We start from the raw sequence: 23,970 nt of genomic DNA, 5'->3' as shown, positions 1-23,970 counted from the left end.
AGTAGTTGCGCCTGGCTAGGATGGGTTGCCAAAGAAACAGCCGCAGCGCTCTCCAGCGCGCGGTCTGTTTCCAACATCATCGTCCCTCCCTTGCCTTATCCATTTTCTTCATAAGCAATTCATGACTCTCGTGAATTTCATCCGGTGTACAAGCTGATTTCAGTTCATAGACCTTGACCCTTGCTCGGCGGATCATGGGTAGGTATGCATCATAGAAATGCATATCTTTACTATGCACATAAGGGCACCAGTGATCTGAAAGGCCAAGCGTCTCATGGATATGAACGCCTACGATATCATCCATCAGCCCTTGCATCTCACCCACGCTGTCGTAGAGACCCAGGCGATCCATCATGATGGCATGCCCGGTATCATACCAGATGCCAACGGGAGCCCCTTGCAGAGCCTCAATAATCGTTTTGGCTTCTGCCAGCGTAGGAATCTGTTGTGGTCTGGAGCGGGTTTCGATGCCAAACCGGACATGGAGACCTTTGGCTGCTGCCTGGTTGCAGACTTCATCCAGGCTGCGGATAATCTGTTGTACGTAACCGGTGCTGAGTGCCTGCCGCCGTTCAACAAATTCCTCCCATTTGCTGCGATACTTAGGTGAATCCTTTCCCTCATCGTGATACAGCTGTGCAAGCTCCTTGCTGACACTCTCCGGGATAGGTACCTCTCCCGGGTGTACAACAACAGCCTCAGCCCCGTAACGATGGGCGTATTCTGCAGAACCGACAAGCAGTTGGATGGCCTTTTGACGTTTCGTTTCGTCCTGGAATCCGAGCAGTACCGAATCTGTACCATAATCCGGGTCCGGCACATGAGGGAATGTATTATGCACACTGGAAACACCAATCTCTCCGCGCTCAATCATAGGCTCAATGGACGTCAGCATTTCCTTCGTCACGTTGTAGTTAAGTTCAACACGGCGGAAGCCAAGCTCGCGAATTTCCTGGATCATGGCCTCACCCACCTGGTGACGCTTAATGTTCCAGCATGTGGAGAACGAATACTCACCCTTGTCATTTTGCTGCATACAAGCTCACTCTTCCTTTCTCTGTTGCAACCTTCCCCACATATAATGAATATGGCTTCAAATCAACCTTTTACGGCCCCAAGCATGGCACCACTAACGAAATATTTCTGCAGCCAAGGATAGACAAGCAGGATGGGAACGGTAGCAAATATAACGGTGGCAGCCTTCAGGCTTTCCGGTGTGAGCGGTGCGCGGTTTGCACCCTCCATCTGTGTCAGTTCACTCACCATATTGTTCTGTACCATTTGGAACAGCTTGAGCTGCAGCGGATACAGCTGTGGATCATTAATGTACATCAGAGAATCCTGGAATCCGTTCCAGCGTCCCACCGCATAGAAGAGAGACAAGGTGGCCATCACTGGCAGCGAGAGTGGAAGAATGATTTTCAACAAGGTATGAACATGTGAGCTTCCATCGATCTCAGCTGACTCCTCCAGGCTTTCCGGGATGCCATTGAAGAAGGAGATCAGGAGAATCAGGTTAAACGGGCTGACCAAGCCAGGCAATATCAATGCCCAGACCGAATTCAGCAAATGAAGATCACGAATCAGCAAGTATTCCGGAATGATCCCGCCACTGAAGAACATCGTAATGATGATGACATACATGAAGAGCTTTCGGCCCTTTAGTTTCTTCTTGGTCAACGGGTACGCTGCAGCAACAGTAAACAGCATGCACAATACTGTAGTCGCAATCGTCAAAAGCGCAGTGTAACCAAGTGAGTAGAGCATGGAATGGTCAGAGAACACCTTGACGTATGCATCCCAATTAAACTCCTTCGGAAACAGCGTCACTTCTCCCGATGTTATCGCTCGGTTGGAGCTAAACGATATGGCAATCGTGTGCAGAAAAGGAGCCAGACAGAACACGACAAACAGGGTTACAAAGGAGATATTAACGATATCAAAAATCCGATTTGAGGTGCGTTCACTCATATGCGCACAACTCCTTTACTGATGGTCTACAGCATAAGTGGCTCACGTACGTTCTTTTCCTCTACAAAATCCCTTCACCAGTTACCTTTTTCGAAATGTAGTTGGAGCCCAGCACGAAAATAAGACCCACGACGGCCTGGAACAGTCCGACTACCGTTGCCAGTGTATACTGCCCGGATTCCAAACCCATCCGGTATACGAAGGTGCTTAGAACATCTGAATATTCACGCACCGCTGTGTTCCCGATAATGTAAGGACGATCGAATCCAATCGTGACCATGTGCCCCAGATTCAGAATAAGCAGGGTTACAATGGTCGGCTTGATGCTCGGCAAAGTAATATGCCAGATCTTTTTGAGACGCGTTGCTCCGTCAATCTCAGCCGCTTCAAACAACTCCTTGTTCACACCCGTCAGGGCAGCCAGATACAGGATGGTTCCCCACCCGGCACTTTGCCAGACACCGGTAAACAGGTAGGTTACAAGCCACGGATTCTTCTCCGTCAGAAACGGAATGGGGTTCAGCCCCATACTCTCCAGCACACCGTTTACCATACCTGATTGGTTGCCAAACAGTTGGTACACGATTCCCCCGATAATCACCCATGAAATGAAGTGAGGGATATACAGGATAGTCTGCGACAGCTTTTTAAACCATTTAAACCGAATTTCATAGAGCATGATTGCCAGGATAATTGGAGCAGGAAAAGATACAATCAGATCAAGAAAGTTGAGCATAAAGGTATTTCGCAGGGTGGTGTAGAAGTCTCGCATCCCAAATACCTCGCGGAAAGCATCAAAGCCAATCCACTCGCTGCCGCCAATACCCTGAAACAGGTTAAAATCCTTAAATGCGATCTGTACGCCATACATCGGTCCGTATCGGAAAATCACAAAGTAAATAAGGGGCAGGGAAATCAACGCATACAATTGCCAATACCTCTTCAAGTAGGGGGTCATGTCTGTCTCCTCCAATCCGTGAAGATAAACTGTGCCGCCTTCATGTGACGGCACAGGTCCCTTCAAAGTTATCCGCTCTCTTAGTAAGCTCTGTACCCCTTGCGAGGATCACTTTTCTTATTTGGCTGCAAGCTCCTGAACGGCCTGTTCAAGTTCTTTCTTCAGTGCTTCCCCGCCGAGTGACATGTAATCATTCATTTCCCGTTCGTATACCGCTTCGAATTCTTCCGGTTTCGCCATCGCTGTTTTAACGATAATGACATTGAGCTTATCTTTGAGTGCTGTGCCATATTTCATTTCTGCTTCAATTGGCTTATCGAAGATGATCGGTCCTACAGTGTCCGTATTGGCGATATCAATGGACTGCTTCAACATCTCCTGATTGTTCTGCGGGAATCCCAAGACCCAAGCTTTTTCATTCATGGCCTGGTCACCCACATTTTTGCCGTTCGAAATGATGGCCATATCCCCTGCATTAAAAAGACGATCCTTGGCTTCCTGCGTAGCATCCTCTTTCACAACGGGAAGTCCATCAACCAGTTCATAGTTCTCACCTTCAACCCCACTAAGGATATCCCTCAGGTTATTGTCAGAAGCCATCCAGTCCAAATATTTAATGGCTTCGACAGCGCGTTTGCTGCTCTTAGGAATCATAATGTACATCCCGTTGGATCCGTAACGGGATTTGATATGTTTGTTGTCAACATTCGCATTGGTATACACATCGACCGGAACCAGGTTGCTTCCCTCTACATTTTTGCGCAGATTGTCCAGGGTTCCATCTGCATAGAAGATGGCATCAACGTCTTCAGACCAGTAGCCGATGTTACCGTTCTGCACGTCCTTGGCCAATTGGGTTTTATCCTCATCCAGACTGAAGTCTTTGCTGATTAAGCCTTCGTTGTACAGCTTGTTCATGAACTTCATGGCATCCTTGAAGCCCTCATGCAGAGGCAGCTCAAAACGCTGAGCGTATGTCAGATCACCACTAACCGGTTTAATAAAAGAGTAGATCAATGTTTCAAATTGAGCCGGAGCCAGCGCCATTCCCATTGGAATGGTTTTGCTGCCAAGCTGACCAGGGTCCTTCTCTTTAAACGCTTTCAAAGTAGTGTACAGTTCATCGGTCGTTGTAGGCACTGGTAATCCCAGTTTATCCAGCCAGTCCTGACGAATATAAGAGCTGTATCTTCCTGTAATGGCACGTTTACCCGGTACAGCGAACTGCTGTCCTTCCAGCTGTCCAAACTTTAATGTATCCTCGCCCAAAAATTTCTTCAGGTTCGGTCCATACTGATCCAGCAGTTCACCAACATCGGTCAGTCCGCCCTGCTGGGCGTAGCGGTAGAACACACTTGAGTCGTATACAAAAACAATATCGGGAACATCGGTATTGCTGGCCATGAGAACATTCAGCTTCGTCACTTCTTCCGAGCGCTGAATTGGTACGAATTGAACATCAATGTTATTCGGGTCACCGAATTTTTCCTGCACCAGTTTCGATAAGTAGTTGTTCGTAATGGTGTAAGGTGAAGGACTGTTACCACGATCAAACACTTCCACTTTCAAGGTGACACGCTCGCCATTACCTGACGCATTGCCATCTGCTCCACTTTGTTCGGATGCGGATGAACAGCCGGCCAGCAAGGAAACCCCCATTACCATCGTAAGCGCAAGTCCTACCCATTTCTTTAGACTCCCTTTGGTTGCTTTTCCTGTCATTTGTGTCATCTCCTTTGCCCTTGTGTGAATGGTTAAATCCTGCCCAGAGTATTCCATAACACTCCTGACATTGGCAACAAACTCGTTTCGTAAACGCTTACATAAGGATAATGGTTTATGCGAGCGACGATTTTCGTACACTGACCATTTTCATCGGTTCCTTGTCCTGTGCAATCCATCATTGCTACACAGTGTTGTTACTGCCCAACCGGCCTGACTTCAAACCACGATAAACCATTTTCTCATACTGCCTATATTCGCAGTAGCGTAATAAACTGGAATGATACGTGTTCATCACAGGGAACATGTCACTCTGCCAGAAGGATCAGTCCGTATCAATAGTAATAGGGCGGATTCCCGCATGATGCTCTCCCGGCGGAGAGCGCCTGCACGAAATCCGCCCCGTACATGTCCTAATGTAGTCAGTTGTTCAACTCTTTCTCTTCATGATTGTCTGCGGGATGCTCACGCTTCAACCGGCGATAGTCACCTGGTGTGATCCCAGTGACCCGTTTGAACACACGCCCAAGAGTAATTCCGTTGGCATACCCTACTTTCAGAGCAATGTCCTGCAACGAAAGATCCGTATTGACCAGAAGTCGTTCCACTTCCTTCATCCGCAGCTCGGTCAAGAAGTCCACAAACTTCATGTTAAACTCTGTTTTGAATAAATAACTTGCATGCTTGCCCGAAACCTGGAATCGATCACTCAGATGCTTCAGCGAAAGATCCGGATTCGCAAACTGTTCTTCAATGTATGTTTTCATCTCATTAACCAATGCCCTGTAACTCTTGGTTTCGGTCACTGATACATAGGTTCGGAACAGTTCGGTCAGATCATCAAACAACATGGATTTAACATCCTCAAGTGTCTCCGCTTCTTCCATTGATTTTAACCACTTGTTCAAGTTATCTTCGGATAATTTCTCCTGCAGTTCCTCTGACATCATGGCTACTTCGCGGCGAAGCATCTGCAGCATAGCCTCTATAAGCGAGAGAATATCATCATCAGGCAGCATGTTGTGCTCAAAAGCAGTAAAAATCTCCTCAAGCAGGTCACGCCACTGGCCGCTCGACATTCGGAATCGCTTCACAAAATCGGCGATCATCTGCAAATATGTGTAGGTCTCCAGCAACTGTTGAGAGGTTTCACCAGCCCCGGCCAGAACTACATCTCCATTCATCAGAAGCTTGCGCTGCATTACCGCTTCTGCTGCTGTATATGAGTCACGAATTGCAACCATGCCACTAGCAATCGGCCCGATTCCGAAGCTAAGCGAGATACGGAGATTCTGTTCCACCCAAGACCTGAACTCTTCTGCAACTGTACAGATTCGGTCTGTCATATCTTCACCAGGATCCATGGACTGGAAAAGGATCGCAATCCGGTCCGCACTTACCCACTCCATCCAGCATTGCATCCCCGTGTTACGAGTTAGTTCCTGCAAGACGTTCATCAGGGCAAATTTTAGCGTGTTCTGCTCGCCTCGCGTATATCGTTCCTGAAAGCCCTTCTCGTATCGATTGATTTCTCCCAGTACAACCGTGAAGTGTGATGACTGATCCGTATCTGTTAACGGTGATAGCGCCTTTAGTCGTTCAGTGGCACGATCCAGATTCTCACCATGCAATAGATCGTTGAATAGCTTGCTCCGCTGCAGCAGTGCATTTTCCCTGCTTTTCTCGTCATAATCCATCATGTGATTAATCAGATTTTCCAGCACACCGTCAATCAGCTTCATTTCGTCCACACTTGACCCTGATTGCTCCAATGCTCTAATTTGATGGGCCTCAATTCGGTTCATGATAATCTGAATAGGCTTATAATTGCGACGAGTAATATAGACAATATAAATGATGGCACAGACAACAGTCAGGGCAGCAATAAACACCCATACATAAGAAATGACCGATATCCAGCCAAAGAGATTACCGGCCTTGATACCGCTGTGGAGTGTCCAACCAAGCCTTTCGAGATGAAGCGTATTTAATGGTTGTCCTCCCTGTGCGCCTTCACTGTCTGAGTGGGCGTTATATACAACCTGACCCTTCTGGTCCACAACAGTCATGAAGGAAAGTTGTCCGTTCACCATGCTGTCGATACTCTGCTCAATACTGCTCATCTTGATATTGATGACCAGCACACCATCGGTACCGAAGGGTAAGGGCATGTCTTTATTAACCGTGAGCACCCGGATTGGGGTACGCTGAACCGATTCCACATCATATACTCGGACGGGCTGCCACCCGGGAGCAAGGGAACCCGACATAATTTGATCAATCCAGTTCTGATCTGCAAAGCCTTCTATTTCCCGGGCTCCGCTTGAAGTTAAAGCGCTATCATTCTTCTTGTCATATAAATAAATGGATTGAATCCATGAAGAGGAATTCGTCAGTTCACGCAAACTCTGCGCAATCGTATAGACCGTTTCCTTACTTGCCTGACCTGGATTGTTGAAGTAGAGCTTATACGCCTGCTCACTCTGTACGGCCTCCGTCACCGACAGTTCAATATCACGAATGGTACGATCGAGGTTATCTACCAGATAACTGGAGGATATACGATCCGCTTTTCTCGTTTCTTCTCTGGAAATATCGTTAATGAACACGAAAGCAATAAAAATGAGTATGGTCACAGTAAGAAAAAAAATAGGGAAATACGAAAAGAGTAATCGATAATACCAAGTACGGGACAATAGACCCCACTCCTCACTCCACTGAGCCAATGTACATCAGCTGTGGTTCTCCTATTTATCACATTTTCATTCGTTCTTGCCTCTGGTTATGGTGCTTTCGGGGAACTCCAATTAACTCCGATAGATACAATTTGATGTTATTATAGCACAAGCTTCTGGGCAGCCAAGCAGAGAATTATAGCGTCAAGCAGTTCATAACAATTTCGGCAAAACAAAAAACCGTGCTGAGCAGCTAACTACTCAAACACGGAACAGCAAATCTTCATGAACACTTTAGATTCCCGAATCTCTAAACAATGTCGCCATGGATCCGCCATCCACAATAATGCGAACAGCTCGTGCCAGCATTGGCGCAACAGGCAGGACTTTGAAGCACTCCGGATGGTCATCAGGCAGCGCAATGGAATCTGTGACAACCACTTCGGCTATGGATGGATGATTAAGCTTGCTTAGCGCATTATCGGAGAACAGGCCGTGTGTCGCACATACATACACATTTTTGGAACCACGTTCCTTCAACCCTTCCACAACATTCAAAATCGTCGTTCCTGTATCAATCAGATCCTCAATGATAATCGGCGTGCGTCCTTCCACATCTCCAATCACATGGGTAATGATGGATTCATTGTGGCTCGGTCGCTTTTTGATCATAATGGCAAAAGGTGAGTCCAACCGATTGGCCAGCTTCTCCGCCATGGAAGCCCGTCCTGCATCCGGGGATACGACCACCGGATTCTCAATGCCTTTGCTGAGCAGGTACTCGCTTATCAGATCAAGTGATGTCATATGATCGACAGGAATATTGAAGAAGCCCTGGATCGCTGCTGCATGCAAATCAATCGTCACCACCCGGTTGGCACCGGCTGTCGTCAGGACATCTGCTACCATCTTAGCCGAGATCGGCTCACGTGGTGCAGACTTGCGCTCTTGACGAGCATATCCGTAATAGGGAACGATAATATTCACTGTGCGGGCAGAAGCCCGTTTGGCTGCATCAATCATCACGAGCAGTTCGACAAACAGCTCGTTAATCGGATGAGACAGTGACTGGACCAGAAACACATCACAGTTACGGATGGTTTCTTCGTAATGAACGTATATTTCTCCGCTCTTGAACCGGGACAGCTTGATTTTGCCCAACTGTACACCCAGCTTGTCACATACCTGTTCTGCCAGCTTGGGGTTCGATGAACCGGAAAAAATACGTAACGAATGTTGCATAATGCCCCTCCCGAGGGTTAGATTCCCTATATAATCCCTTATTGAACAAGGTTATTTCCTAACCTCATTATACCCCACTGCCTAATACATTTAAAGGAACGAAAGAGCGGCGGCGGCTTTCAAAAACAGCCACCTCCGTACAACCCAGCTCATGCAGAAGCTTCTCGGCTTCAGGCAAATGTTCACCCAGTTTAAGTGGGTCGTGGGCATCAGAACCAAGGGTGAGCGGGATACCCAGATTAATGGCTTCTGTTAACATCCGGCGACTAGGGAACATCTCAGCACATGGCTTCGACAAACCCGACGCATTAAGCTCCATAGCACAGCCACTCTTCGCAATGGCTTGCAGAGCAGCGTCCTCTAGTGCAATACGCTCTTCCGTCTGCTCCGGTGAGGGAGTGAAACCAAAACGCTTAATAACATCGGTGTGCCCCATAATATCGTACATACCCGTAGCAGCTGCTTTACTTACAGCATCGTAATACTGACGATATACGTCTAAAATATCTTTGCCTTCCCAGTGATGGGTCTGGCGGAAGTCAGTGATGTCCCATTCCCCAAGGAAATGAACCGAACCGATAATGTAGTCCCAAGGATAACGCTCAATGATCGACCGGATTTCGGACTCCCACCCTTCGATGTAATCGCCCTCCAGGCCAACACGTACATCAATCTGTCCGCGGTACCGCTCTTTCAGCGAGAAACATTCCTCTACATAACGAGGCAGTTCTTCCATTGGCATTGCCATTTCGGGATAATAATCAGCTGGATTTATATGCAGCAAAGGCATGTGATCAGACAGCCCAATCTGGGACAGTCCAATCTCCACGCCTCGCTGTACATAAGCCTCAAGCTTGCCGACAGCATGACCGCAGCGCTCATGGTGAGTGTGATAATCAATGCGCATTAGAGCACCCCCTAATCGCGGCGTGGCCGTTCATGACGGCGGCTCAGCTCAGCCATAATGTCGTCCAGCGGAAGCTTGCGCTCTTGCAATAGAACAAGCAAGTGATACATCAGGTCACTGACCTCAAGTCGAAGCTCGTCATTATCTTTATTTTTGGCGGCGATGATCGTTTCGGACGCTTCTTCACCGATTTTTTTCAATATTTTATCAACGCCCTTATCAAACAGATACGTGGTATATGCACCTTCCGGACGTTCCACTTCACGTTCAGCAATGACGGATTCAAGCTCAGCAAGTACGTCAAAGCGGCCTTCGGCTCTTGATTCTGAAGAGTCTGTGTTTGTCTCATTTTCGGATTGTTCTGTAGATTTCTGTGGTAGTCCCACAATTTCATTATGGAAACAGGTCACTTCACCGGTATGGCAAGCAGGACCGTTTGGTTTAACCTCTACCAGCAGCGTATCCCCATCACAATCGTACTTCAGTGAGGTAATCGTCTGTACGTTCCCAGACGTAGCGCCTTTGTGCCACAATTCCTGGCGTGAACGTGACCAGAACCAGGTTTCTCCCGATTCTAGCGACAACTTCAACGATTCCCGGTTCATATAAGCCATCATTAACACTTGTCGTGTCTCGGAATCCTGCACGATTGCAGGTACCAGACCATCACTCCAGCGGATATGCTCTACAACCTGCTCCAGGGATAAGCGCTCCCTGATCTCATTACTTACATTACTCACGGATCTCCACCCCTTGTTCTCTCAAATGTTGTTTTAACGCCGGTACAGCGATCTCTTTATAATGAAATATCGTTGCCGCAAGTCCTGCATCTGCTTTGCCAGCGGTAAACACGTCGTAGAAATGAGATTCCTTACCTGCACCGCCTGAGGCAATGACAGGAATTCGCACTGATTCGGATACAGCAGCAGTCAGCTTCAGGTCAAATCCATCTTTGGTTCCATCCGCATCCATGCTGGTCAGCAAAATTTCGCCGGCTCCCAGTTCCTCAGCCTGTTTCACCCATTCCAACGCCTTGATTCCTGAAGGTTTCCGTCCTCCATGAGTGTAGACCTCCCACTCTCCCCAGGCTTCATTGTACTTGGCGTCTACTGCCACTACAATACACTGGGAACCGAAGCGGCGAGCACCGTCGGCAATCAGCTGTGGAGTCAGCACAGCAGCCGTGTTGACTGCAATTTTGTCTGCACCCGCACGCAGTATGCGCTTCATGTCTTCAACTTTGGAAATTCCACCACCAACAGTGAAGGGGATGGCGATTTCACCAGCGGTCTGTCGTACCACTTCTTCCATCGTTTCGCGACCTTCTACAGAAGCTGAAATATCGAGAAATACCAGTTCGTCTGCACCTTCACGGTCATACAGTGCTGCCAGCTCGACCGGATCACCCGCATCGCGGAGATTCACGAAGTTAACGCCTTTGACAACCCGGCCGTCCTTAACGTCCAGACAGGGGATAATTCTTTTTGCCAGCATACTCCTCTTCCTCTCTACCCAGTTCCTTTACTTGTTGACTGCGCGCACTGCTTCGGACAGATCGATGCTGCCGGTATACAGCGCCTTACCAACGATTGCTCCTCCGATTCCATCCTCCGCATGACGGCTCAGGCGAAGCAGATCATCCATCACACTGACACCTCCGGAAGCGATAACATTACGTCCGCTCGCTTTGGCGAGAGATACAATGGCTTCCACATTTGGCCCCTGCATCATTCCATCACGGGAAATGTCTGTGAAGATAAACGTCTCGGCACCAAATGCCGCGAGTTCTTTCGCCAGTACTTCAGCTTGCACCTCAGATGTTTCCAGCCAGCCACGAGTAGCCACATAACCGTTTCGGGCATCAATACCAATTGCTACTTTATCTCCATAACGTCCCAACACTTCTTCGGTAAATGCCCGATCTTCAATTGCTGCTGTTCCGATAATGAGCCGGCTTACGCCAAGACCCAGCAAGCGTTCAACATCAGCTACGGTGCGGAGTCCCCCGCCTACCTGAACAGGCACGTTCACTACGGATGCAATGCGACCAATGAGTTCGTCATTTACGGGGTGACCCGCCTTTGCACCATCCAGATCAACTAGATGAACGTATGTACCACCTTGCTTCTCCCAGGAAAGGGCAACCTGTACAGGGTCATCATTATATACCGTCTCCTGATTGTAATCCCCCTGCACCAGTCTTACACATTTGCCGTCCCGGATATCAATTGCCGGATATATGATAAAAGATGACATACAAGGCCTCCTGATTTGTTCATTATTGGTTTGTCCATCTATATGAGTATGACTGCTTATCAATAGTAGGATAGGGGCTACCTATCCTTCATAGCATAGCTTTAATCTAAACCGGTCTCCTGCTCAGGAATCCGATTTATTTCTGATTCGGCTTGCCTGTCAAAGCCAGGAAGTTTCCGAGCAGTTTCATGCCCAGTTCACCACTCTTCTCCGGGTGAAACTGCATGCCGAAGTTGCTTCCTCTTCCCACTATGGCTGTAACCGGGTGTCCGTAATCCGTTACTGCCAGCAAATCACTTTCCACTTCGGTACGTGCATGATAGGAGTGAACAAAATAAACATGTCCGGCTTCAAGGCCTTCAAAAAGAGGGTTTTCCGAATGAAGGAACTCCAGTCGATTCCAGCCCATATGAGGTACCTTCAGCTCTCCTGCTGCAAAACGAACCACTTTTCCTGGCAAGATATCCAAGCCTTTATGCTCCCCATGTTCCTCACTGGAACTGAAGAGAAGCTGCATGCCCAGACAGATCCCAAGCAGCGGTTTCGTTCCAGCTGCTGCTTCTTTCACAACAGCGTCCAATCCACTCTCCCGCAGGTGCTCCATTGCATCACCAAATGCACCTACGCCGGGCAGGATGACCCCGTCTGCCTGTAAAATCGTTTCCCTGTCACCTGTCACCAGCGCTTCATAGCCAAGACGTTCGACCGCTTTGCCGACGCTGTGCAGGTTCCCCATACCGTAATCGACAATTGCAATCGCCATCGTCTACAGCACTCCCTTCGTGGAAGGCACGCCCGTTACACGTGGATCGATCATCGTTGCTTCATCCAGTGCACGTCCCAATGCCTTAAAGATCGCTTCAATCATGTGATGTGTGTTCTGGCCATAGTGTACAATGACGTGCAGCGTAATTCGCGCCTCCAGCGTCAGTTTCCACAGAAATTCATGCACCAGTTCCGTCGAGAAGCTGCCCACTTGCTGGGATGGATACTCCGCACGATACTCGAAGTGAGGTCTGTTGCTGACATCAATGATAACCTGAGCAAGTGCCTCATCCATTGGAACAAATACGCTCGCATAACGCTTGATGCCCCGTTTGTCACCGAGCGCCTCGCGAAGGGTCTGCCCCAGACAAATTCCGATATCCTCAACGGTGTGATGATCATCAATATCAATGTCGCCACGCGCCTGTACATTCAGATCGAATTGTCCGTGCTTCGTGAAGAGATCGAGCATATGGTTCAGGAAAGGAACGTCTGTCTCAATCGTCGATTGCCCTGTACCATCTACGGCAAAAGCCAATTGAATGTTGGTTTCATTCGTCTTGCGGTCAACCTCTGCCTGGCGCACAGCACCTGTAGTTTCAAGCTCTACTCCGTTATTTTGCTTATCCATTGTCCGATTCCGCCTTCCCTTCCTGTTCTAACCGTACAGCGATTGCACGGGCGTGCCCTTCAAGCCCTTCATGGCGGGCCAGTTCTATGATAGCCGCTCCGTTTTGAAGCAGCGCTTCCTTGCTATAGTAGATCAAACTTGATTTCTTAATAAAGTCATCCACGTCTACCGGAGAACTGAATCGTGCAGTTCCGTTTGTTGGAATGATATGATTCGGTCCCGCAAAATAATCTCCTACCGGCTCCGAGCTGTACTCGCCGAGGAAGATCGCGCCGGCATTTTCGATCCGGCCGGCATAAGCCATCGGCTCCTGCACCAGAATCTCCAGATGCTCTGGTGCAAGCCGGTTCACCACATCGATGCCTTCATCCATGGAATCAACCACAATAATCGCGCCATACTGCTCCACTGAAGCAGCGGCGATCGCCTTCCGCGGTAGCGCCTCAAGCTGGCGCTGCACTTCGGCCTGCACGGCTTCCGCCAGCACGGCCGAGGTCGTGACGAGAATGGCCGATGCCATCTCGTCATGTTCCGCCTGCGACAACAAGTCTGCGGCGACATACACCGGGTTCGCCGTTTCATCGGCGAGCACCACAATTTCACTCGGCCCGGCGATACTATCGATGTCGACCGCGCCGTAGACCTCGCGCTTCGCGAGCGCCACGTAGATATTACCCGGTCCACAGATCTTGTCGACCGGGGCAATGCTCTCCGTGCCGTAAGCCAGGGCGGCGATGGCCTGCGCGCCGCCAACCCGGTACATCTCATTCACGCCTGCTTCCGCAGCAGCTACGAGAATGTACGGGTCAATACCCTCGCCGCCGTTGGTTGCCGGCGGCGTCACCATAACAATCTCCGGCACGCCTGCAACCTGTGCCGGAATGACATTCATCAGCACCGACGAAGGATATGCTGCTTTGCCGCCAGGCACATACACCCCGACCCGTTTCAGCGGCCGGATGACCTGGCCCAACAGACTGCCGTCCGGCTGCCAATCCATCCACGAGTTACGTTTCTGTTTCACGTGAAACGCTCGAATGTTGGCGGCAGCTTGCCGAATCGCCGTCACAAAGGAAGGTTCTACAGCAGCGTAGGCAGCCTGAAGCTCTTCCTGTGGCACGCGCAGGGCCGCAGCAGTCAGTTTCGTGCGGTCCAGCTCCTCCGTATAGCGCAGCAGGGCCGCATCCCCTTCCCGGCGGATGTCACTGACAATGCGTCGAACCGTCTCATTTTGCTCAGGTGTACCGTACTCCACTTCACGCTTCAGATCAAATTCCCGTGCAGGTACAATTTTCATGCCTTCTACCTCCCTGGCCCAGTATTTCATGTCAGCCATAAGTGTTCATCCATTCCTCTAATCTTTGTTGCCCGATCTTTTATCCTTGAAGGCTTCCTGCCGAAAATTCATTAGGCGCCGGAATGACCTGCTGCAATGCATCGCATAATGCCTGAATCCGTCCATTTTTCATCCGATAACTCACTCGGTTCGCGATAAGGCGGCTCGTGATATCCAGAATGCCTGTCATCTCAACCAATCCATTCTCACGCAGTGTCTGTCCTGTCTCCACCAGATCCACAATCCGGTCAGCCAGCCCGATCAGAGGTGCAAGTTCAATGGAACCGTTCAACTTGATGACTTCCACCTGCTGACCCTGTTCGCGAAAATATTGTGAGGCAATTCTCGGGTATTTCGTCGCCACACGCTGCTGGATACCCGGTGTCCAATCCGGCAGACCGATAACTGACATGCGGCACTGTGCAATCCCCAGATTCAGCAGTTCGTAGACGTCCCGATTTTCCTCAAGCAGTACGTCCTTACCGACAATCCCGATATCCGCTACACCGTATTCCACATACGTTGGCACATCAACAGGCTTCGCCATGATGAACTCCATTCCTGCTTCGGGTACTTCAATGACCAATTTGCGTGTATCGTCCACATCAACAGGAATATCGAGGCCCGCTTCACGGAAGAGCTTCGAAGCTTTTTTATAGATCCGGCCCTTAGGCATGGCTACCTTCAAAATATCCGACATCTCAGCGTCCTCCTTGTTCAGCTTGATAGGTGATAACCTGATCGTAGACGTCCCTTGCCGAACGTACTGAGCTACCACCTGATGTTTCAACCACTTCTGCTGCTGGTTCTGTTACTTCATGATCCGATAGAAGGCTAGTCACCACGTTTTGCCCGCCGCTCCGTAAACGGGCCGCTTCCGCCAATGCTTCTGCTCGGCGTGCCTTGTCATACTGGATAAGCACAGGTTTGTTCTCTTCCATTGTAATGCCGTGCACTCCATCGATGATCCGGTTCGTTTTCAGCGCAAATCCCGTTGCAGGAAGCGAGCGACCAAACTGCTGCAGCAGATTGTCATATCGTCCCCCGCTGCACACCGGTGATCCCAGTTCTGCCGCATAACCTTCGAAGGTCATGCCTGTATAATAGGAGAAATCCCCGATCATCGTCAGGTCAATCAATACATGTTCCGATACACCATAGGCTTCCAGTACTTCAAAGACAGCACACAGATGAGCAATTGATTGCGCTGCTTCAGCACTGGAGCTAAGTTCTGCTGCATGTGCACATACTTCTTTCCCGCCACGCAACCGCAGAATGGCTTCCAATTGTTCTTTCGGTTTTGGTTCCAGATTGAGCTCCTCGATTGACTGGCGATATCCAACATAATCGCGTCCGAGCAACCCTTCTTTGAGTGCGGCTTGTTGTGCCGTCTGCCCTGGAATGACTTCCTCCAGTAGCCCGTTTAGAAAACCCATATGACCCATCGCTATTTTAAAAGAAGACACACCCGCTGCCTGCAGCGAGGCAATCGCGAGCGCAACGACTTCAGCATCTGCCTCTGGTGAGTCATCTCCAACCAGTTCTACACCTGTCTGGAAGAATTCCGCCTCACGTCCGGCTTCTTCTTCAATGGAACGAAACACATTCGCATGATAAGACAGACGTAACGGGAGCTGTTCATCTTTTAATAGAGAAGATACTACACGCGCAATGGGTGCTGTCAGATCCGATCTAAGTACAAGTGTAGTTCCCCGGCTATTCAGCAGTTTGAACAATTTTCGATCCGAAGTCGAACTCGCCACTCCCACCGTATCGTAATATTCAATCGTTGGCGTTATAATCTGGCGGTAACCCCAGCGCTCCATACATTCCAGTACATTCCGTTCAATGGTTCTCAGCTTGTTTACCACAAGCGGTGTATAGTCACGAAAACCTGTCGGTTTTTCGAAGCCTTTTGGTTTGGACATTGGTATCATTCACCCCGAGTCAGTAGTTTGGTTTATGGGCTTTAGCTTTATCTTAAGTAGGATTTATGTATCGTAAATCCCGATTCCATCTTCTATTACCCTTAATTAAGGGACTGTGTTCAGATGCTGCCGGGTAGCCTTCTTGATGCATTCTTTATCTGTTCTGATTTGATGATACGTTATTACTACTTCATAATACTTTCATATGGTAAAGTGCTAACAAACTAAAGGATATGGGATATGATAACATGAATGACTCCTCATCGTCAACAATACAGTCCCTCGACATACTTGCTCTACCATATCGTTCATCTCCGTACAAACAAGTCCTCTCCCACAACATCTGTATACGAAAAAAGCTGCCATCAGCAGCTTATCTCATCAGAGGCACAATTGCCGTGTGCCTCTGTATATCATGTATTTTGGACGACTCCTCATAACTTCATCGGCTGTCCAATGCTATACCCTTTCGTGCCACCCTAATGGACACGCTCATCCATTTTGACGAGAAGCTCCACTTCACTGGTATCCACGTTGCGCGATAGTTCACGAAGCGGATTGCCACCGACAAAAGCTCCTGGGGCTACATCCTTGTGAACGACCGCTCCTGCAGCGACCACTGCTCCATCCCCGATGGTTACCCCGGGGAGAATTGTCGTGTTGGCACCGATCAGCACATTTTCACCGATAATGACTTCTCCCAATCTGTACTCTTTAATGAGGTACTCATGCGCGAGAATCGTTGTGTTATAACCGATGACTGAGTTTTCGCCGACTGTGATCTTCTCGGGGAAGAACACATCGACCATAACCATCAGTCCAAACGCTGTATGTTTGCCCACCTTCATACCGAGCATGTGGCGATAGATCCAGTTCTTCACTGGAAGAATCGGGCAATACCGTGACAACTGAATCCATATAAAGTTGCGAACACCCTTCCACGGACTTACCGTCTTGTAGATATGCCAGAGTGCGTTGTGACCCTCTACTGGATAGCGGGTGACTTTTCTCATGAACGTCCCGTTTCAATACGGGTCAGCGCAAGCAAGTCCTTCATGTCATGCAATATATAATCTGGGCCATATTTACTTAACGCTGCTTCACCCTTAAGAGACCAGGCAACGCCCGCTGCAAGTGCACCTGCATTTTGGGCGGATTGGATATCAACCGGGCTATCCCCAACCATCAGCGTTTTGGCCGGGTCTGCACCCAGCTCCTCCATCGCTTTAAGTACAGGTTCAGCATGGGGTTTCGGATGAGTTACATCGGTTACCGTTACAATGGATTTCATATATTTCATCAGGTCAAAACGTTCCAACACTTTAAGTGTAGATGGGCGGATCTTGGTTGTCACTACTCCCATCACGATACCGGCTTGGTGCAGAGCCTCAACGACCTCAGTTACATGCGGGAAAGGTCTTACCATCGCTTCATGATGGATATCGTTATATGCACGGTACCCTTTAACGTACTCGGCCACCTCCTCCTGTCCTGAGAAGGTACGCATCTGCTGCTCCAGGGTGCCTCCCATATGCGGAATAATCTGCTCACGCGTCCACGGTGCAGAATGCTCCCATCCTTCCATGACGTGTTGGAACGAGCTGATAATCAGCTCATTTGTATCAATAATGGTCCCGTCGAGATCAAATAGTACCGTTTCAATCATGCTGCATTACTCCTTTTTATCCTCAGCTTGCTTCGTCTCCTCTTTAGCGGGACTTGGGCTTGCCTTACTTTCTTTGCTGGCAACCGGGCCTGCTTGCGGCATATCATCCGTCGGTTCAGATGAGACCTTGGAAGATACAATCGGATCGCTATAACGCGCATCGGCTTTCCCTGTTACTCTTCTCACTACGATAAATATGATAGCTGCAATAATGATGCCAATGCCGAGCAATTGCGAGATTCTTACGTTACCGTAGGCTGGATCCAGATAACCCTGTTCGAAGCCCAGTGCAGTCATTGGAGACCATAGACCGTTGACGAGCGACGCAAGCCATTGAGGTGCCTGGAAGCCCAGACTGTCTGTACGCAGAGCTTCAATGAAGAAACGACCGATGGAGTACCAGATAAAGTAGGACATGAACAACTCACCAGCACGCAGAAACTTCTGCCGGCGAAGAACCAACAACAGAACCAAGCCAACAAGACTCCATAACGACTCATACAAAAATGCTGGATGATGGAATACACCTTCCACATTCATCTGATTGACGATAAAGTCTGGCAAATGCAGCTTGTCCCGTAAAAAGGACTCTTCCACCGGTCCACCGTAGGCTTCCTGGTTTACAAAGTTCCCCCAGCGTCCAATCATCTGACCAACAATGAGTCCAGGTGCGCAAATGTCAGCCATACGCCAAAAATTGTACCCTTTACGTCGGAAGAAAATGACGGCACAAATGATTGCACCAATCAGCGCACCATATATGGCGATACCACCATTCCATATCTTAAAGACATCCCAGAAATTATCCTTATAATCATCCCATCGGAATGCTACGTAGTATATACGAGCTCCGATAATGGCAGAAGGTACACCCAGCAGGACCATATCCATAAATACTTCCTGCGGTATGTTGTACCGTTTGCCCTCCCGGATAACCAGCAGCAGCCCTACTAGTGCCGCCGTACCGAGAATAAGCCCATACCAGTGAACCTTTAACGCTCCAATGGAGAACGCAATGGGGTTCAACAGTAATAATGTATCCATTCATTCACACTCCTATAAATTCACTCATCTGTATGCATGACCAAATGGGACCTGCTCCAAATTCCGTAAGAAGTAGAGCAGGCCAGCCTTGGTCTTAATTTTTAATACGTTTAAATCATGTTCCTGGATTTCTCGAATTATTTCTAAGATCCTAGTCCATGTCTTCCATATCTTCTGAGATCGTTGCTGTCAGCTTGTTCGTAAATTGCAGGGCAGCGTTAAGCCCCATTTGCTTGAGACGATAGTTCATCGCCGCTACTTCAATAATGACAGCCAAGTTTCGTCCTGGACGAACAGGAATGGTTACAAGCGGTACATCCGTATCGATGATTCGTGTTGTTTCCTCATCCAGACCGAGGCGATCATATTGCTTATCCTGCTGCCAAGCTTCAAGACGCACTACCAGGGTAATTCGTTTATTGTTACGCACAGCTCCTGCACCAAATAGTGTCATCACGTTGATAATCCCGACTCCCCGAATCTCAAGCAGGTGACGGATAAGCTCAGGTGCGGTTCCGTGCAGCTGGAAGTCTGATGTCTGACGGATTTCAACTGCATCATCGGCAATCAGGCGGTGTCCACGCTTCACCAATTCAAGTGCCGTCTCACTCTTACCAATACCACTGCTGCCAGTAATCAGCATACCAACTCCGTTCACATCGCACAGTACGCCATGAATTGTTGCCGTTGGCGCAAGCTTACGCTCCAGGAAGCCGGTAATACGGCTGGACAGAATTGTCGTTGCCATGTTGCTGCGAAGCACAGCCAGATTCTGCTCCTCACTGATCTCGATAAGTTCCTGTGGTACTTCCAGTCCGCGAGTCACCAAGATACAAGGTGTTTCTTCCGTGCATAGACGCTGCATCCGGTCACGACGTTCTGCTTCAGGTAACATTGCAAAAAAGGCCAGCTCTGTTCTCCCAAGCAGCTGTACCCGTTCTTGTGGATGGTATTCAAAATAACCGGCCATTTCGAGGCCAGGACGGTTTAAGTCATCTACTGTAATTACTCTCTTCAAACCTTGAGATCCGGAAACGACCTCAAGCTGGAACTGCTGTACCAATTCAGATACTTTCACTTTTTTCGCCATTTGTCTCTTCCTTTCAGCATTCGCTGCCTCTCTATGTACATCAGCATTTTTGCGTCAATTCCATTCCATTATTAGCGCATTCATTTTGTTTGTTCAGGTTACAGACTTTACAAAACAAAACCAGCCTTCAAATAATCTTAAATGAATTCAGTGTTGAATGCAATCGCGGGCCACGGCCGCCCATTAATCAAAAAAGCCCCTTCCAGCAACAACGGAAGGGGCTCTGAATACAATGTATAATTGCGTTAACTGATGTTCCATCGGATCCGAGGAATCCCAGTATGATTAGTCTTGAAGGAGAACGTTCACTTCAGTCTCTTTGTCAAAGATATGAACCTTGTTCATGTCAATTGCCATTTTAACTGTGGAACCATCACGAGTATTGGAACGACCATCTACACGTGCGATAGTTGTATCGTTACCCACACCGCTCAAGTAGAGGAGCATTTCGTGACCCAGGTTCTCTGTTACGTCTACATGTGTAGAGAATACAGAGTTCGGGGATGCTTCCAGGAATACTGGCTCTTCGTGGATGTCTTCTGGACGAACACCCAGAATAACTTCCTTGCCAATGTATCCTCTAGATTTCAGCACTTGTGCTTTACCTTGCGGGATTTCAACGTCTACGCCTGGAGCTACGAAGTGCAGGTTAGCACCTTGCTCAGCCAGTTTACCCGAGATGAAGTTCATTGTCGGGGAACCGATGAAACCTGCTACGAACAGGTTAGCCGGGTGGTTGTACAGCTCTTCAGGAGAAGCTGCTTGTTGAATGATACCATCTTTCATAACGACGATCCGATCACCCATTGTCATGGCTTCGATCTGGTCATGCGTTACGTAGATAACTGTTGTTTCCAAACGTTTAGCAAGCTTTGTGATTTCCGCACGCATCTGACCACGAAGTTTCGCATCCAAGTTGGAAAGAGGCTCATCCATCAAGAAGACTTGTGGATCACGGACAATCGCACGTCCCAGAGCGACACGCTGACGTTGACCACCGGACAATGCCTTAGGTTTACGCTCAAGCAGATGCTCGATATCCAGGATTTTAGCTGCTTCACGAACACGTTTGTCGATTTCGTCTTTTTTCACTTTACGCAGTTTCAAACCAAACGCCATGTTTTGATATACGCTCATATGCGGATACAAGGCATAGGATTGGAATACCATCGCGATATCGCGGTCTTTAGGAGCAACATCATTAACGACACGGTCACCGATATAGAGTTTACCTTCAGAAATTTCCTCAAGGCCTGCGATCATACGCAGTGTTGTTGATTTACCACAACCGGACGGACCAACCAGTACCAAGAATTCTTTATCTTTGATGTCCAGGTTAATATCAACTACTGTTGCTTTATCAGAACCCGGGTATTTTTTGAAAATATGCTCTAAACGTACACCAGCCATGATTGTTGCCTCCTCAGAGATCATTTTGTAATCGAATACATTTTGTAGTTTTATATTAACCCATCCATGTGATGTTTGACTATTCGCAAACTGCACAAAAATATCAGAGCTTTTTCGTCACTTTGTACATAAGGAGCAAAAGCCGCACCAGAACAGCACTTTCAAAGCTTCTTACATCATAACCAATCTCCTGTTTGATCTTGTCCAGACGGTAAACAAGCGTATTGCGATGGATGAAAAGGCGCTTTGCTGTCTCACTGACATTGCAGTCCAGACTAAAATAGGTCTCCAGTGTTGCAAGTGTCTCACTATCCTCAAAGATCACCGTATCCTTACCCGTCTCCTTGATAAAACGAAGACGCTGCTGTTCAGGAATACTTGCCACCAATCGCTCAAGATGCAGTTCCCATGGTAAGTGAATATGCTGAGCCACATGAAATGCTCTCCCCAAATGAATACTCTCTTGAAGCAGACCTGTAATTGTCGATAACTCATGTACCGGAATACACGGCATAGACGCAGACAAATGAAACACACCTGCCCATTCACTCGCCACCAACTCGTATAGCCCTAAACAAAAAGCATTTAGTAAATCCTTTTTTGCTTCGAGAGTATCCTCTTCCGCTTCACCTGTCACAATTTGCTCATCACTCAGAAAGAGCCAGTCCTGCTCTCCCAGAGGAATCAGCATAATGTCCTCACCAAAATAACTCCCCAGCAACTTGTTCAATTCCTTTGAACGAATACGGTGGGCGTCTGGTGTCTCACATTGCAGCAGAAACGGGATCTTTTCAGAATGCATCTCATCCCGAAATGAAAACTGTTCCGGAATGGATTCCTGCTCCGTGGGGTGCTCTATCTTCTGCCTCAGCCACTTCCCCAATTCAGCAAGTTCCTGTTCTCGATTATTCTCATATATCACTGGCAGTTCTTCAGCTAATCTGTCTGCACTGTTAGTAATCAGTAATTCAATTAAGCGCCTTGTTTCCATTGTTATGGAACCAGCAGAGCAACCCCAACATACTAAAGTGCCTTCATTCTCTTTTAACTTAACTTTAAAGTAGATACGTTCCTCTGTATTTAAACTCTTCACACTCGCTATCGCGCCAGAAGCCAACTCCTGATTAGGTTGTCCTTCCACGGGAGCTTCCATCTCAAGTAGACCGCTTTGATCCTGTTCCCAATCGATTAATTGCATAGCAGATTGATTCCATTCTTCTACAGTAATCTCGTATTCGTCCAAGCTAGTACCGATAATGGATTCAATTTGTTGTTTAAGACCAAGTATGAGCTTCATATAATGAACGCCACCACTTTGCTTTTTTCTATTATTTTATCATATCTTACAATACATCGCCTTCGATGCCTTGCATCTGTAATCAGCTATTTCATTTTCAAATATACAAAAAGAGCGATTAATCAAATTAATGATTAATCGCTCTTTCTAACAAGATGAGTCATGAAGGGCTCGAACCTTCGACACCCTGATTAAAAGTCAGGTGCTCTACCAACTGAGCTAATGACTCGTAAAACTGGTGGAGGATGATGGATTCGAACCACCGAACCCGTACGGGAGCAGATTTACAGTCTGATGCGTTTGGCCACTTCGCTAATCCTCCAGGATTAAAAGGTGGCTCGGGACGGAATCGAACCGCCGACACGAGGATTTTCAGTCCTCTGCTCTACCGACTGAGCTACCGAGCCTTATTTAATTTTAGATTAATGGCGGAACCGACGGGATTCGAACCCGCGATCTCCTGCGTGACAGGCAGGCATGTTAGGCCAACTACACCACGGTTCCAGGCATTAATGGTGCCGGCGAGAGGACTTGAACCCCCAACCTACTGATTACAAGTCAGTTGCTCTACCAGTTGAGCTACACCGGCGTATATGGTGGAGGCTGAGGGGCTCGAACCCCCGACCCTCTGCTTGTAAGGCAGATGCTCTCCCAGCTGAGCTAAGCCTCCTGGGTAATATGGTAGCGGCGGAGGGGATCGAACCCCCGACCTCACGGGTATGAACCGTACGCTCTAGCCAGCTGAGCTACACCGCCATATTAATAAACACTGATTGCTTGTCCATCTTAGGATAAAGATGGCGGAGAGAGAGGGATTCGAACCCTCGCACCGCTTACGCAGTCTAACCCCTTAGCAGAGGGTCCCCTTATAGCCACTTGGGTATCTCTCCAAACAGTCAATCAAACAATATAACAAGGATTGCTCCCTGAAAACTAGATCCGAAACGAAATTTGCGACTTAAAACCTGCAATTTGGATAAGCCCTCGACCGATTAGTACTGGTCAGCTCCATGCATTACTGCACTTCCACCCCCAGCCTATCTACCTCGTCGTCTTCAAGGGGTCTTACATA

21 protein-coding genes, 8 tRNA genes and 1 rRNA gene are annotated in these 23,970 nt (G+C 48.4%); all 30 read right to left on the bottom strand.

The window, feature by feature from the left end; translation table 11 throughout:
* Positions 1-76: 76 nt before the first annotated feature.
* Positions 77-1,036: a sugar phosphate isomerase/epimerase family protein gene (locus MH144_RS25615; protein WP_239305122.1), complete on the bottom strand. Its 960-nt coding sequence runs from the start codon at positions 1,034-1,036 to the stop codon at positions 77-79.
* 62 nt (positions 1,037-1,098) lie between these two features.
* Complete coding sequence (locus MH144_RS25610; protein ID WP_239305121.1) at positions 1,099-1,971, bottom strand: carbohydrate ABC transporter permease; 873 nt, start codon at positions 1,969-1,971, stop codon at positions 1,099-1,101.
* A 61-nt stretch (positions 1,972-2,032) separates the two neighbouring features.
* Positions 2,033-2,929 (bottom strand): ABC transporter permease, encoded by an 897-nt coding sequence (locus tag MH144_RS25605; protein WP_095292991.1) that lies wholly within the window; start codon positions 2,927-2,929, stop codon positions 2,033-2,035.
* A 117-nt stretch (positions 2,930-3,046) separates the two neighbouring features.
* Positions 3,047-4,651, bottom strand: coding sequence for an extracellular solute-binding protein (locus MH144_RS25600; RefSeq protein WP_239305120.1), 1,605 nt, complete (start codon positions 4,649-4,651; stop codon positions 3,047-3,049).
* Between the two features lie 422 nt (positions 4,652-5,073).
* A complete protein-coding gene (locus tag MH144_RS25595) occupies positions 5,074-7,347 on the bottom strand; it encodes a helix-turn-helix domain-containing protein (RefSeq protein ID WP_239305119.1) in 2,274 nt (757 codons plus the stop codon).
* Positions 7,348-7,620: 273 nt separating this feature from the next.
* Positions 7,621-8,568, bottom strand: a complete 948-nt coding sequence (locus MH144_RS25590) for a ribose-phosphate diphosphokinase (protein ID WP_095362050.1) — start codon at positions 8,566-8,568, stop codon at positions 7,621-7,623.
* 67 nt (positions 8,569-8,635) lie between these two features.
* Entirely contained in the window at positions 8,636-9,475 is an 840-nt protein-coding gene (hisJ, locus tag MH144_RS25585; protein WP_239305118.1) for a histidinol-phosphatase HisJ, read from the bottom strand.
* 11 nt (positions 9,476-9,486) lie between these two features.
* A complete protein-coding gene (gene hisIE, locus MH144_RS25580) occupies positions 9,487-10,215 on the bottom strand; it encodes a bifunctional phosphoribosyl-AMP cyclohydrolase/phosphoribosyl-ATP diphosphatase HisIE (RefSeq protein WP_239305117.1) in 729 nt (242 codons plus the stop codon).
* Entirely contained in the window at positions 10,208-10,969 is a 762-nt protein-coding gene (hisF, locus tag MH144_RS25575) for an imidazole glycerol phosphate synthase subunit HisF (RefSeq protein ID WP_239305116.1), read from the bottom strand. Before hisF ends, hisIE begins: the two co-directional genes overlap by 8 nt.
* Before the next feature lie 27 nt (positions 10,970-10,996).
* Positions 10,997-11,731, bottom strand: a complete 735-nt coding sequence (hisA, locus tag MH144_RS25570) for a 1-(5-phosphoribosyl)-5-[(5-phosphoribosylamino)methylideneamino]imidazole-4-carboxamide isomerase (RefSeq protein WP_239305115.1) — start codon at positions 11,729-11,731, stop codon at positions 10,997-10,999.
* Between the two features lie 136 nt (positions 11,732-11,867).
* Positions 11,868-12,494 carry an imidazole glycerol phosphate synthase subunit HisH gene (hisH, locus tag MH144_RS25565; RefSeq protein WP_239305114.1) on the bottom strand — a complete coding sequence of 209 codons (627 nt, stop codon included), beginning with the start codon at positions 12,492-12,494 and terminating at the stop codon, positions 11,868-11,870.
* 3 nt (positions 12,495-12,497) lie between these two features.
* Positions 12,498-13,127, bottom strand: a complete 630-nt coding sequence (gene hisB / locus MH144_RS25560) for an imidazoleglycerol-phosphate dehydratase HisB (RefSeq protein ID WP_239305113.1) — start codon at positions 13,125-13,127, stop codon at positions 12,498-12,500.
* On the bottom strand, positions 13,120-14,424 hold the full coding sequence (hisD, locus tag MH144_RS25555; protein WP_239305112.1) for a histidinol dehydrogenase: 1,305 nt from the start codon (positions 14,422-14,424) through the stop codon (positions 13,120-13,122). The genes hisB and hisD overlap by 8 nt, the downstream gene beginning before the upstream one ends.
* Before the next feature lie 79 nt (positions 14,425-14,503).
* The gene (gene hisG, locus MH144_RS25550) at positions 14,504-15,163 is read right to left on the bottom strand and encodes an ATP phosphoribosyltransferase (RefSeq protein ID WP_095292970.1); all 660 of its coding nucleotides are present in this window, start codon (positions 15,161-15,163) and stop codon (positions 14,504-14,506) included.
* A gap of 1 nt (position 15,164) precedes the next feature.
* Complete coding sequence (locus MH144_RS25545; RefSeq protein WP_239305111.1) at positions 15,165-16,391, bottom strand: ATP phosphoribosyltransferase regulatory subunit; 1,227 nt, start codon at positions 16,389-16,391, stop codon at positions 15,165-15,167.
* Between the two features lie 479 nt (positions 16,392-16,870).
* On the bottom strand, positions 16,871-17,404 hold the full coding sequence (locus MH144_RS25540; RefSeq protein ID WP_239305110.1) for an acyltransferase: 534 nt from the start codon (positions 17,402-17,404) through the stop codon (positions 16,871-16,873).
* Complete coding sequence (gene ppaX, locus MH144_RS25535) at positions 17,401-18,057, bottom strand: pyrophosphatase PpaX (protein WP_239305109.1); 657 nt, start codon at positions 18,055-18,057, stop codon at positions 17,401-17,403. The genes MH144_RS25540 and ppaX overlap by 4 nt, the downstream gene beginning before the upstream one ends.
* Positions 18,058-18,063: 6 nt before the next feature.
* Positions 18,064-19,101 carry a prolipoprotein diacylglyceryl transferase gene (gene lgt / locus MH144_RS25530; protein ID WP_239305108.1) on the bottom strand — a complete coding sequence of 346 codons (1,038 nt, stop codon included), beginning with the start codon at positions 19,099-19,101 and terminating at the stop codon, positions 18,064-18,066.
* A 151-nt stretch (positions 19,102-19,252) separates the two neighbouring features.
* The gene (gene hprK / locus MH144_RS25525; RefSeq protein ID WP_095292959.1) at positions 19,253-20,191 is read right to left on the bottom strand and encodes an HPr(Ser) kinase/phosphatase; all 939 of its coding nucleotides are present in this window, start codon (positions 20,189-20,191) and stop codon (positions 19,253-19,255) included.
* Positions 20,192-20,476: 285 nt separating this feature from the next.
* Positions 20,477-21,601: an ABC transporter ATP-binding protein gene (locus tag MH144_RS25520; RefSeq protein ID WP_095292957.1), complete on the bottom strand. Its 1,125-nt coding sequence runs from the start codon at positions 21,599-21,601 to the stop codon at positions 20,477-20,479.
* A 103-nt stretch (positions 21,602-21,704) separates the two neighbouring features.
* Entirely contained in the window at positions 21,705-22,898 is a 1,194-nt protein-coding gene (locus MH144_RS25515; protein ID WP_239305107.1) for a PucR family transcriptional regulator, read from the bottom strand.
* A gap of 156 nt (positions 22,899-23,054) precedes the next feature.
* A tRNA-Lys gene (locus MH144_RS25510) sits at positions 23,055-23,127 on the bottom strand.
* Between the two features lie 7 nt (positions 23,128-23,134).
* Positions 23,135-23,220, bottom strand: a tRNA-Tyr gene (locus MH144_RS25505).
* Positions 23,221-23,232: 12 nt separating this feature from the next.
* Positions 23,233-23,305: transfer RNA gene (locus MH144_RS25500), tRNA-Phe, on the bottom strand.
* A 19-nt stretch (positions 23,306-23,324) separates the two neighbouring features.
* A tRNA-Asp gene (locus MH144_RS25495) sits at positions 23,325-23,402 on the bottom strand.
* A gap of 9 nt (positions 23,403-23,411) precedes the next feature.
* Positions 23,412-23,487 (bottom strand) — tRNA-Thr (locus MH144_RS25490).
* 5 nt (positions 23,488-23,492) lie between these two features.
* Positions 23,493-23,568: transfer RNA gene (locus MH144_RS25485), tRNA-Val, on the bottom strand.
* A gap of 9 nt (positions 23,569-23,577) precedes the next feature.
* Positions 23,578-23,654 (bottom strand) — tRNA-Met (locus MH144_RS25480).
* Positions 23,655-23,696: 42 nt separating this feature from the next.
* Positions 23,697-23,788, bottom strand: a tRNA-Ser gene (locus tag MH144_RS25475).
* An 82-nt stretch (positions 23,789-23,870) separates the two neighbouring features.
* Positions 23,871-23,970: ribosomal RNA gene (locus MH144_RS25470) — 23S ribosomal RNA — on the bottom strand; the annotation flags it as partial.

This window comes from Paenibacillus sp. ACRRY, from assembly GCF_022346995.1.
Lineage (GTDB): Bacteria > Bacillota > Bacilli > Paenibacillales > Paenibacillaceae > Paenibacillus.
The sequence above is the reverse complement of the archived record's forward strand: the minus strand, read 5'-3'. Positions and strand labels throughout refer to the sequence as shown.

Coding starts and splice junctions, on each gene's coding strand:
- MH144_RS25615 (WP_239305122.1), bottom strand. CDS start 1,036: ATGCAGCAAAATGACAAGGGTGAGTATTCGTTCTCCACATGCTGGAAC.
- MH144_RS25610 (WP_239305121.1), bottom strand. CDS start 1,971: ATGAGTGAACGCACCTCAAATCGGATTTTTGATATCGTTAATATCTCC.
- MH144_RS25605 (WP_095292991.1), bottom strand. CDS start 2,929: ATGACCCCCTACTTGAAGAGGTATTGGCAATTGTATGCGTTGATTTCC.
- MH144_RS25600 (WP_239305120.1), bottom strand. CDS start 4,651: ATGACAGGAAAAGCAACCAAAGGGAGTCTAAAGAAATGGGTAGGACTT.
- MH144_RS25590 (WP_095362050.1), bottom strand. CDS start 8,568: ATGCAACATTCGTTACGTATTTTTTCCGGTTCATCGAACCCCAAGCTG.
- hisJ (WP_239305118.1), bottom strand. CDS start 9,475: ATGCGCATTGATTATCACACTCACCATGAGCGCTGCGGTCATGCTGTC.
- hisF (WP_239305116.1), bottom strand. CDS start 10,969: ATGCTGGCAAAAAGAATTATCCCCTGTCTGGACGTTAAGGACGGCCGG.
- hisA (WP_239305115.1), bottom strand. CDS start 11,731: ATGTCATCTTTTATCATATATCCGGCAATTGATATCCGGGACGGCAAA.
- hisH (WP_239305114.1), bottom strand. CDS start 12,494: ATGGCGATTGCAATTGTCGATTACGGTATGGGGAACCTGCACAGCGTC.
- hisB (WP_239305113.1), bottom strand. CDS start 13,127: ATGGATAAGCAAAATAACGGAGTAGAGCTTGAAACTACAGGTGCTGTG.
- hisD (WP_239305112.1), bottom strand. CDS start 14,424: ATGAAAATTGTACCTGCACGGGAATTTGATCTGAAGCGTGAAGTGGAG.
- hisG (WP_095292970.1), bottom strand. CDS start 15,163: ATGTCGGATATTTTGAAGGTAGCCATGCCTAAGGGCCGGATCTATAAA.
- MH144_RS25545 (WP_239305111.1), bottom strand. CDS start 16,391: ATGTCCAAACCAAAAGGCTTCGAAAAACCGACAGGTTTTCGTGACTAT.
- MH144_RS25540 (WP_239305110.1), bottom strand. CDS start 17,404: ATGAGAAAAGTCACCCGCTATCCAGTAGAGGGTCACAACGCACTCTGG.
- ppaX (WP_239305109.1), bottom strand. CDS start 18,057: ATGATTGAAACGGTACTATTTGATCTCGACGGGACCATTATTGATACA.
- lgt (WP_239305108.1), bottom strand. CDS start 19,101: ATGGATACATTATTACTGTTGAACCCCATTGCGTTCTCCATTGGAGCG.
- hprK (WP_095292959.1), bottom strand. CDS start 20,191: ATGGCGAAAAAAGTGAAAGTATCTGAATTGGTACAGCAGTTCCAGCTT.
- MH144_RS25520 (WP_095292957.1), bottom strand. CDS start 21,601: ATGGCTGGTGTACGTTTAGAGCATATTTTCAAAAAATACCCGGGTTCT.
- MH144_RS25515 (WP_239305107.1), bottom strand. CDS start 22,898: ATGAAGCTCATACTTGGTCTTAAACAACAAATTGAATCCATTATCGGT.